This is a genomic window from Sutterella sp. (genome assembly GCF_052272535.1).
GTDB lineage: Bacteria > Pseudomonadota > Gammaproteobacteria > Burkholderiales > Burkholderiaceae_F > Sutterella.
This window is the reverse complement of the sequence record NZ_DAVZJY010000099.1, coordinates 1-8,501: the sequence shown is the minus strand read 5'-3', so window position 1 is coordinate 8,501 and position 8,501 is coordinate 1. Positions and strand designations below refer to the sequence as shown.

Here is an 8,501-nt window from a genome sequence, read left to right as displayed (position 1 = left end):
CATCTCGGGCGTCATGCACGACGACATGCTGCTCGCCCGCGAACAGTTGGAGCGCGGGGAGACGCCCCGCGAGGCCCCGAACACCGAGATCTACGGCGAAGGCGGGGGGCTCAAGCCCATTCCGCCCGAATTCCGGGGCGTGGGGCAGGGGTTCACCGAACTCATCGAACACCCCGCAGCCTTCGTCTACCGCTCCGAGTGGAAGGGCGGCGACCTGATGATCGTCCGCGACCAGGGGGGCTTCGAAGAGAAGGAGCAGACGCTCTTTCTCGTCATGGTGCTCTCGATCTTCTTCGTCTTCTTCGTCGGCGCCTTTGCGGGCGGGTGGCTCGCCAAGCGCGTGATGAAGCCGGTGGAGAAGCTCTCCGAAGCCGTGAAGGCGGCCTCGGCCGCGGGCGGTTGGCGGGAGCTTCCCGCGGAGCTCAGGACCCGCGACGAGGTGGGCGAATTGGCTGAGATCTGCATGGGGAGCCTCAGGCGGCTCCATGAAGCGCTCGCGCGCGAAAAGGCCTTCACGGGCGACGTGAGCCATGAGCTCAGAACGCCCCTTATGGTGATTGAAACCTCTTCGGAGCTCCTCGAGCTCACGAACCTCGACGAGCGGCAGCAGACGCAGGTCGAGCGCATCCGCAAAAACGCCGCCGACATGCGGATGCTCCTCGGCGTCTTCCTTGAATTCGCCCGCGTCACGGAAACCTCCGCGCATGATGCGCCCGACCGCGTCTCGGGGATCCTCGCGCGCGCCGAAGACCTCTGGCGGCCCTTTGCGGAGGAAAAAGGGCTCGACTTCACGGTGCGGCGCGAGGCCGAGTGTCCGGGCGCCTATTCGCCGGGGATGCTCGGGGTCGTGCTCTCGAACCTCCTGAGAAACGCCGTCGCCTACACCGAGCAGGGTTCCGTGACGGTGATCGAAACCGCGACGGGCGTGGTCGTGGCGAGCACGTCGCCCCCGATTCCGCCTGCCGACCGCGAACGGCTCTTCAAAGCCTTTGAGCGCGGCGACGCGGCGAAGCGCTCCCGCGCGGACGGCGCGGGGTTGGGACTCTCGATCGTCTCGCGCATCTGCGCGCGCATGGGCTGGCGGGTGACGCTTGAAAGCGCGAGCGAAGGAAATGCCTTTTGCGTGGGCCTCATTACAGATCTAACCAAAAAACGCGCCGATTCGCTGTGATTCCGGCTCCCGGACGCCCTGTCCCGGGGCGCGGCGGCACGCTCGCGAGGCATTCCGCACGCGCCGAAAAGCAGGCAACGCACGACAACGACCCTTGATTTTTTCTGAATACGTGCTATATTAGATCTCAAGGAAAAGGGCACCGTAAGGCCCCTCCAAGAAACGCCGTTGCGATGTAGAGCTTCGTGGCGGCGCTTCTCTTTTCAGCGTCCGCGCTTTTCCGAAGCACTTCTCCGCCGCGCTTCTTCCTCTCATCAGCGGCCCTCATCGCAGACGAATTCCTCCCGACTTCAGCGCGACCGCACCGCGCCTTCACGCTTCCCGCCCGAGCTGCGTTTCTTCAGAAGAATCCGCGCCCTCGGGCGCGGGCAGCGCATCAGAGCCTGTGGGGAGCTGCTGCAGCTCAAGTGAATCGGCCTTCTCGAAAGAGATCCGCAGGTCAGCAGCACGAACCCATCCGAAGAGCTCCTCAAGCGCCTAAAAACGCTTGAAGGCTCAGTAGGGAATCTCCGTCCTTCAGGGCGGAGAGGATGTCAATAGCGACATACGCGATACGATTCATGGACAATGAAACATTGCAATCGCAGGATTGTTGCTTCACACCATAACTGCATTTCTTGACATACGGCGCACAACCCCTATAAGCGTGAATCCGAAGGGATGAAGTGGTGGTGAGTGGCTCCATCGGTCTGAGCGTAATGAGGGTGCTTCTTATTTGATGCGTCGACTTTTGTTTGGTGCGCCAAACACATACAGGTCTAATATATTGATGCAACTGTAAAAGCTGGGCATATAATCTGAAAGGAATTGATTGACGTCAAAAAATCGCGGTAAGCATAGGAGATTCCTTGCGAATGTCAGCAGGTGTAAATAGAATCCCGAACCGAGAATTATTCTCACGTAGCTTCCTGACAAATCCAACAACAAGGACCGAACTTCAAATGCAGCCCCTCCGATTCAAGCGCCGCTCGCTCATCTCAGCCGCCTGCGCCGCCGTCGCCGCCGGCACGCTTTTCTTCTCCGCTGCCCCTGCCGTGATGGCCGCCGTTGATCACGACCGCGACACGCTCGTCTTCGTGAACTTCCGTGATCTGCGCGACCTCAACCCGCACCTCTACGCGGGCGAGATGTTTGCTCAGGAAATGCTCTTCGAAGGCCTCGTGACGCTCGGCAACGACGGCGAGTACCACGGCGCCGTCGCCGAGAGCTGGACGATCAGCCCGGACGGCCGCGAATACACCTTCAAGATCCGTCCCAACCTGAAGTTCACCGACGGTCATCCACTCGACGCCTATGCCGTCAAGGCGAACTTTGACGCCCTCATTGACAACAAGACCCGCCACTCCTGGCTCGAGATGATGCGGCTGCTCGTCAAGGTGGAGGCGCCGGACGCCTCGACCTTCCGCATCGTGATGAAGGAGCCGTACTACCCGATGCTCACCGAGCTCGCCGTGACGCGTCCCTTCGCCTTCGTCTCGCCCAACGTCATGAAGGACGGCAAGACCAAGAACGGCCTCAAGGCCTTCGTGGGCTCGGGTCCCTGGATCCTCAAGGAGCACGTGGTCGACGAATACTCCGTCTTCGAGGCGAACCCCGACTACTGGGGCAAGAAGCCCTCGATCAAGCGCATCATCGTGAAGGTGATTCCGGACAACCAGACCCGCATCCTCGCGCTCGAAAAGGGCGAGGTGGACCTCATCTGGGGCAAGAACATGGTTGATGCGGACGCCCTCAACAAGTACCGCAACAGCAAGGACTTCGGCGTCGCCGTGTCCGACCCGACCTCCACGCGCCAGATCGTGCTCAACACGACCAACGAATTCCTGAAGGACAAGAACGTCCGCGCAGCGCTCCAGCACGCCTCGAACAAGGCCGTGATCAGCCAGGGCGTCTTCCACGGCTTCGAACCCGCGGCCGACACGCTCTACTCCAAGGCGATGCCGTACTGCAACATCGACCTCAAGCCCTTCGCCTACGACATGAAGGAAGCCCAGAGGCTGCTTGAGGCCTCCGGCTGGAAGCGCGACGGCAAGCGCGCCCCGATGATGAAGGACGGCAAGGTCCTCGCGTTCGACATGCTCTACAACTCCAACTCCGTCTCCGAAAAGACGATTGCGGAGTTCCTGCAGAGCGAGTGGAGCAAGATCGGCGTTCAGCTCTCGATCCGCGGCGAAGAGGAGCAGTCCTACCGCGACAACATGAAGAACGGCAAGTTCGACACCGTCTTCAACATCTGCTGGGGCGCTCCGTACGATCCGCAGTCCTCGCTCGCCGCCATGCGCCAGCGCGTCTACGGCGACTATGAGGCCCAGCTCGGTCTGCCCGACAAGGCCGAAATCGACGCCCGCATCACCAAGATCCTGACGAGCACGGACGAGGCCGAGAGGAAGGACCTCTACAAGTACGTCCTGACGCACCTCCACGACGACGCGGTCTACATCCCGGTCACCTACGAGACCAACAAGGCGCTCTTCCGCGCCGAGCTGGGCGGCGTCGGGTTCCTCTCCAACCAGTACGAGATCCCCTTCGCGGACATGTACTGGAAGTAGCGGCCGCTCCCGCCCGCTCCCGTCCACTGAGGGACGGCGTTTTATCGGCCGCAGGGCGTCTGCGGGCGCTCCCGAACCCGGGGCCCCCGAAGTCCTGCGGCCTTTCGCGAACCTGGGCGTCCTCCCGGGGGATCCCCCCGGAGGAGGCCGGCGGCGCACGTTCTGCGCACGCCCGCCCCCCACACGCACAATTCTCTCCTTCTCGAGCGGTCCGCTCCTTCATGGGGGCGGACTGCGGGATGTTCTGATGCGTCAATACGTTATCCGAAGGCTCTTGGCGACGATTCCGCTCCTCTTCGTCATCTCCTTCTTCTGCTTCGTCTTCATCAATCTCATTCCGTCCGATCCGGCCGAGGTGGCGCTGCGCGTGCGCCAGACGCCGGTGATCACGCCCGAGGCGATCGCGCAGGTGCGCGCAGAGCTCGGTCTTGACCGCCCGTTCTTCGTGCGCTACCTCGACTGGGTCTGGAACTGCCTCCAGGGCGACTTCGGCGTGAGCTACACGAACCCCTCGCGCACCGTCCTGGGTGAGTTGGGGCGGTGCCTGCCGGCCACGCTTTGGTTGGCGGGCCTCTCCCTCGTCTACGTGATCGTCTTGAGCCTCCCGATCGGCTTCCTCTCGGCCGTCTACAAGGACAGCTGGTTCGACCGCATCATGCGCGGCGTCGTCTTCGCCACGACCGCCATGCCGGCCTACTGGGTGGGTCTGCTGCTCATCTGGTTCGTGTCGATCAAGCTCGACCTGCTGCCGACGAGCGGCGCGGGCAGCTGGCGGCACCTGATCCTGCCGGCCTTCACGGTGGCGCTCACCTACATCTCAACCTACATCCGCCTCATCCGCAACAACATGCTCGAGAACATGCGCGAGGACTACGTGCTCTACGCGCAGGTCCGCGGCCTGAAGCAGCGCGCGATTCTCGTCAAGCACGTCCTCAAGAATTCGCTCCAGTCCTGCGTCACCGCGATCGGCATGTCGATCCCGCAGCTCATCGCCGGCACGATCGTCGTGGAGAACGTCTTCGCCTGGCCCGGTCTCGGCAAGCTCTGCATCACCTCGATCTTCAACCGCGACTACCCCGTGATCCAGGCCTACGTCCTCATGATGGGCGTGCTCTTCGTGGTCTTCAACCTTCTCTTCGACATCATCCAGTGCGCCGTCGATCCGCGTCTGCGCAAGCAGGAGACCGCCTAAATGCTGAAAGTTTTTCTGAGGAATCCGGTGACGCAGTTCTGCCTCGCCGTGATCATCATCACGGTTCTCGCGGGCGTCTTCGCGCCGTGGCTCGCGCCGCACGACCCGTATGAGAACAACATTCTGATGAAGTTCGCCGGCCCCTCGTGGGAGTACCCGCTCGGCACCGATCAGCTCGGGCGCTGCGTCTTTTCGCGCATGCTCTACGGCATCCGACCGACCTTCTTCCTCTCGCTCCTAACGATGGCGGGCACGATCGGCCTGGGGCTTCTGATGGGCGTCCTCGCGGGGTACTTCCGCGGCCCGATCGACGAGGCGATCATGCGCGTCGTGGACGTGATGCTCTCCTTCCCCTCGCAGATCATGATCCTCGCGGTCGTCGCCCTGATGGGCGTCAACATTGAGAACGTCATCATCGCCAACATCTTCATCAAGTGGGCGTGGTACGCCCGCATGATCCGCACGGCGGTGGTGAAGTACACCGAGTCGAACTTCATCCTCTACTCGCGCTCGATCGGTTCGGGGAACTACTTCATCCTCACGCACCACATGCTGCCGTGCATCGCCGCGGAGCTCGCCGTGCTCGCGTCCCTCGACACGGGCTGGGCGATCCTCAACATCTCGACGCTCTCCTTCCTCGGCCTCGGCGTTCAGGCGCCGATGCCCGAATGGGGCGCGATGCTCAATGAAGCCAAGAACGTCATGGTCTCCAATCCCGAGCAGATGCTCGTCCCCGGCATCGCCGTGGTCGTTCTCGTCGGCGTCTTCAATCTTCTGGGCGACAGTCTGCGCGACGCCCTCGACCCGAAGGAGGTTCGTCTCTGATGTCCGCCCCCACACCCGTTCTCGACGTGCAGGACCTGCACGTCACGTTCCACCAGGACAACAAGTCCGCCCAACTCGTCAAGGGCGTGAGCTTTTCGGTCGCTCCGGGCGAATGCCTCGGCATCCTCGGCGAATCGGGCTCGGGCAAGTCCATGACCACCAAGGCGATGCTCGGGCTCCTCGAGCGCAACTTCGAGGTGAAGGGCAGGGTCTTCTTCAAGGGCGAGAGTCTGCTCGACCGGTCGCCCGAAGCGCTCCGGCGCCTGAGGGGCTCGGACATCTGCATGGTTCTGCAGAACCCGATGAGCTGCTTCGATCCGCTCTACCGCATCGGCGACCAGATGGCGGAGACCTTCGCCGAGCACACCACGTGGAGCCGCCGCGAGATCCGCGGGAAGTCGATTGAGATCCTCGAGCTCATGAAGATCCGCAATCCCGAGGAGGTCCTCAAGAAGTACCCGCACCAGATGTCGGGCGGCATGCTCCAGCGCGTGATGATCGGGCTCGCGATCGCGTTGAAGCCTTCGCTCATCATCTGCGACGAGCCGACCACCGCGATCGACTCCATCAGTCAGTACGCGATCATGCAGGAGTTCATGCGGATCAAGGCGTCGCGCGCCGCCGCGATGATCTTCATCTCGCACGACCTGGGCGTCCTATCCCTCATCTCCGACAAGCTCGTCGTGATGCACCGGGGTCTCGCCGTCGAGCGGGGACTCCCCGAGGAGATCTTCGAGCATGCGAAGGACCCCTACACCCGTGAACTCATCGACCGCCACACGGCCGTCATGAACACCTTCAGCCGCGCCATTCGAGGAGAAGACGTCCATGCTGCTTGAAGCCAAAGACATCCGCGTGTCGTTCCGCAAGGAAAACCAGACGAAGCTCTTCGGGCGCGAGCGCCAGGAGGTGCTCCACGGGCTCTCGATCGAGCTCGAGGAGGGTGAGTGCCTCGGCATCATCGGCGAGTCGGGTTCGGGGAAGTCCACCTTCGGGCGCGTTCTTTCGGGCCTTCTCGCGCCCGATTCGGGCGAAGTGCGCCTTGACGGCGTGAGCCTCTACGGGCGCCACACCCGCGAGGAGCGCGCGAAGATCGAGCAGGGCATCTCGATCGTGTTCCAGGACTACACGACGTCGGCCAATCCGCGCTTCCGCGTGCAGGGCATCATCGGCGAATCGTTCCGGGCGCTGCGCCTGAAGGGCGAGCGCATCACGAAGGAGGAGCAGAAGCGCCGCACGATCGAACTTCTTGAGCGCGTGGGCCTCAACGAGTCCTTCCTCACGCGCTATCCGCACGAACTTTCGGGCGGACAGCTCCAGCGCGTTTGCATCGCGCGCGCCGTGGCGCTCCATCCGCGCTTCATCCTGCTCGATGAGGCGATCAGCTCGCTCGACGCGGCCACGCAGATTCAGGTGATGGACCTCCTGAAGGACCTCCGGCGGGACTTCAACCTCTCCTACGTCTTCATCACCCACGACCTCACCGCGATCACCTACTTCTGCGACCGCGTGCGGTTCCTGCACAACGGGAGCTTCGTCGAGGAGGTTGACGACATGCGCCGCATCTCCAAGATCAAGAATCCGTATGCGCAGGACCTCCTCAAGGCCGTGATGGGCATCGGCGTGCACTACGCGCCCGACGCCGAGGCCGAGGCGAGGATGGAGCGCGACGAGGAGGTCGGGGCCGAGCACGGTTCGACCCTGCACGTCGAGCAGCAGGCGTATTTCTAACCACCCTCCAACCACCAGGAAAGGGAAGTTTTCCGATGGCTGAAACTTTTGAACTCCTCCCCGGCACCGGGATTCAGGTCCTGCGCTTCCGGGGCGCCCGTCCGGGCCCGAAGGTGCTCATCACCGCGGGCATCCACGGGAGCGAATACCCCGGGATCCTCACCGCGCGCCGGCTCACCGCGCTCTTTGAGGAAGTCATCGCCGCGGGCGAGGTCACCGTCGTGCCGCTCGTCAACCCGGCGGCATTTGACGCCCGCGCGAAGGCCGTGAACCCCGAGGACGGTGAGAACATCAACCGCATGTTCCCGGGCGACCCCGAGGGGACGGCGTCGCAACGCCGCGCCTGGGCGATCACGAAGCTCCAGGACGAGGCGGATTTCTACATCGACCTCCACGGCGGCGACCTCTTCGAGGACCTCTGGCCCTACGTCTACGTGCCGGGGAACTGCGCGCTCGAGGTCACCCGGCGCGCCCGTGAAGCGGCTGAGCACCTCTCTGTGCCCGTGCGCGTCCTCTCGCAGGCGTCCACCGGCGCCTACAACAGCGCCGCGATCCGCGGGACGCCTTCGATCCTCATCGAACGGGGTTCGCTCGGGCTCTGGAACGAAGCCGACGTCGAGGCCTACATGGCCGACATGAAGTCGATCCTCGCGTTCCTCGGCGTCATCGAAGGCGAGGCGGTGAAGAACACCGCGCAGCGCGAGGCCCCGGCGGCGAGCTACGTCTCGAGCACGCGTTCGGGCCTCTGGTTCCCGAACGTCAGGCCCGGGAGCTTCGTGAAGGCGGGCGAGACGCTCGGCCGGATCGAGAACTTCGCGGGCGAAGTGCTTGACACTGTGACCGCACCTCACGACGGCAGCGTTCTCTACATGACCGTCACGCTCTCGGCTCCCGCGGGCTGCGACCTCGTCGCCCTCGGGTGACGAAGAGGGAACGGGCGGCCAGTCCCCGGCGGCGCTCTTCCCGACCCCAGTTTGCCCCGAACGGGCCGCCTGCCGGTTTTCTAAACAAGAAACCCTCGCATCTTCGGGTG

General features: G+C 63.4%; 7 protein-coding genes. All 7 read left to right on the top strand.

All coding sequences use genetic code 11. The features are described from left to right. On the top strand, positions 1-1,171 hold a 1,171-nt coding region (locus tag ACT6Y9_RS06370; protein WP_443743903.1), incomplete at its 5' end, for a sensor histidine kinase. 941 nt (positions 1,172-2,112) lie between these two features. Then, entirely contained in the window at positions 2,113-3,720 is a 1,608-nt protein-coding gene (nikA, locus tag ACT6Y9_RS06365; protein ID WP_443743902.1) for a nickel ABC transporter substrate-binding protein, read from the top strand. A 247-nt stretch (positions 3,721-3,967) separates the two neighbouring features. Next, entirely contained in the window at positions 3,968-4,912 is a 945-nt protein-coding gene (opp1B, locus tag ACT6Y9_RS06360) for a nickel/cobalt ABC transporter permease (RefSeq protein WP_295480647.1), read from the top strand. Beyond that, positions 4,913-5,737: a nickel/cobalt ABC transporter permease gene (opp1C, locus tag ACT6Y9_RS06355; RefSeq protein WP_295480645.1), complete on the top strand. Its 825-nt coding sequence runs from the start codon at positions 4,913-4,915 to the stop codon at positions 5,735-5,737. Next, entirely contained in the window at positions 5,737-6,576 is an 840-nt protein-coding gene (locus tag ACT6Y9_RS06350; protein WP_295480643.1) for an ABC transporter ATP-binding protein, read from the top strand. Before opp1C ends, ACT6Y9_RS06350 begins: the two co-directional genes overlap by 1 nt. After that, complete coding sequence (locus ACT6Y9_RS06345) at positions 6,566-7,468, top strand: ABC transporter ATP-binding protein (RefSeq protein ID WP_295480641.1); 903 nt, start codon at positions 6,566-6,568, stop codon at positions 7,466-7,468. The genes ACT6Y9_RS06350 and ACT6Y9_RS06345 overlap by 11 nt, the downstream gene beginning before the upstream one ends. A gap of 35 nt (positions 7,469-7,503) precedes the next feature. Further along, positions 7,504-8,391 carry a M14 family metallopeptidase gene (locus tag ACT6Y9_RS06340; protein WP_295480639.1) on the top strand — a complete coding sequence of 296 codons (888 nt, stop codon included), beginning with the start codon at positions 7,504-7,506 and terminating at the stop codon, positions 8,389-8,391. Positions 8,392-8,501 lie beyond the last annotated feature (110 nt).

Bases quoted from the DNA above. Each gene is read 5' to 3' on its own strand.
- nikA (WP_443743902.1), top strand. From the start codon at position 2,113: ATGCAGCCCCTCCGATTCAAGCGCCGCTCGCTCATCTCAGCCGCCTGC.
- opp1B (WP_295480647.1), top strand. From the start codon at position 3,968: ATGCGTCAATACGTTATCCGAAGGCTCTTGGCGACGATTCCGCTCCTC.
- opp1C (WP_295480645.1), top strand. From the start codon at position 4,913: ATGCTGAAAGTTTTTCTGAGGAATCCGGTGACGCAGTTCTGCCTCGCC.
- ACT6Y9_RS06350 (WP_295480643.1), top strand. From the start codon at position 5,737: ATGTCCGCCCCCACACCCGTTCTCGACGTGCAGGACCTGCACGTCACG.
- ACT6Y9_RS06345 (WP_295480641.1), top strand. From the start codon at position 6,566: ATGCTGCTTGAAGCCAAAGACATCCGCGTGTCGTTCCGCAAGGAAAAC.
- ACT6Y9_RS06340 (WP_295480639.1), top strand. From the start codon at position 7,504: ATGGCTGAAACTTTTGAACTCCTCCCCGGCACCGGGATTCAGGTCCTG.